We start from the raw sequence: 255 nt of genomic DNA on the forward strand, positions 1-255 counted from the left end.
GTGCGTTGCGGATGCGCTCGCGTCAGACCGAGGGTCTGCTGCGTTCGGTGCTGCAACTGAAGGGGCTCGCGCTGCCGGTTCCGGATCACACCACCCTGAGCCGGCGGGTGTTGATGGCGAGGCAACGCCGCGCGATACGCCGTGAGCCGTTGCCCGACGGGCCGCTGCACGTGCTGGTCGACAGCACCGGGCTGCAGGTCTACGGCGCGGGCCAGTGGCTGCAGGACAAGCACGGCGGGAAGTCGCGCCGCAAAT

Annotated in this window: 1 protein-coding gene; it reads left to right on the forward strand. The window is 69.8% G+C overall.

Annotated elements, in window-relative coordinates; all coding sequences use genetic code 11:
- Positions 1–255: transposase (locus GWC77_RS28625; protein WP_173263045.1), on the forward strand; the 255-nt coding region annotated here is incomplete at both ends.

It is taken from the genome of Paraburkholderia sp. NMBU_R16, assembly GCF_013282575.1.
In the GTDB taxonomy this organism is placed as follows: Bacteria; Pseudomonadota; Gammaproteobacteria; order Burkholderiales; family Burkholderiaceae; genus Trinickia.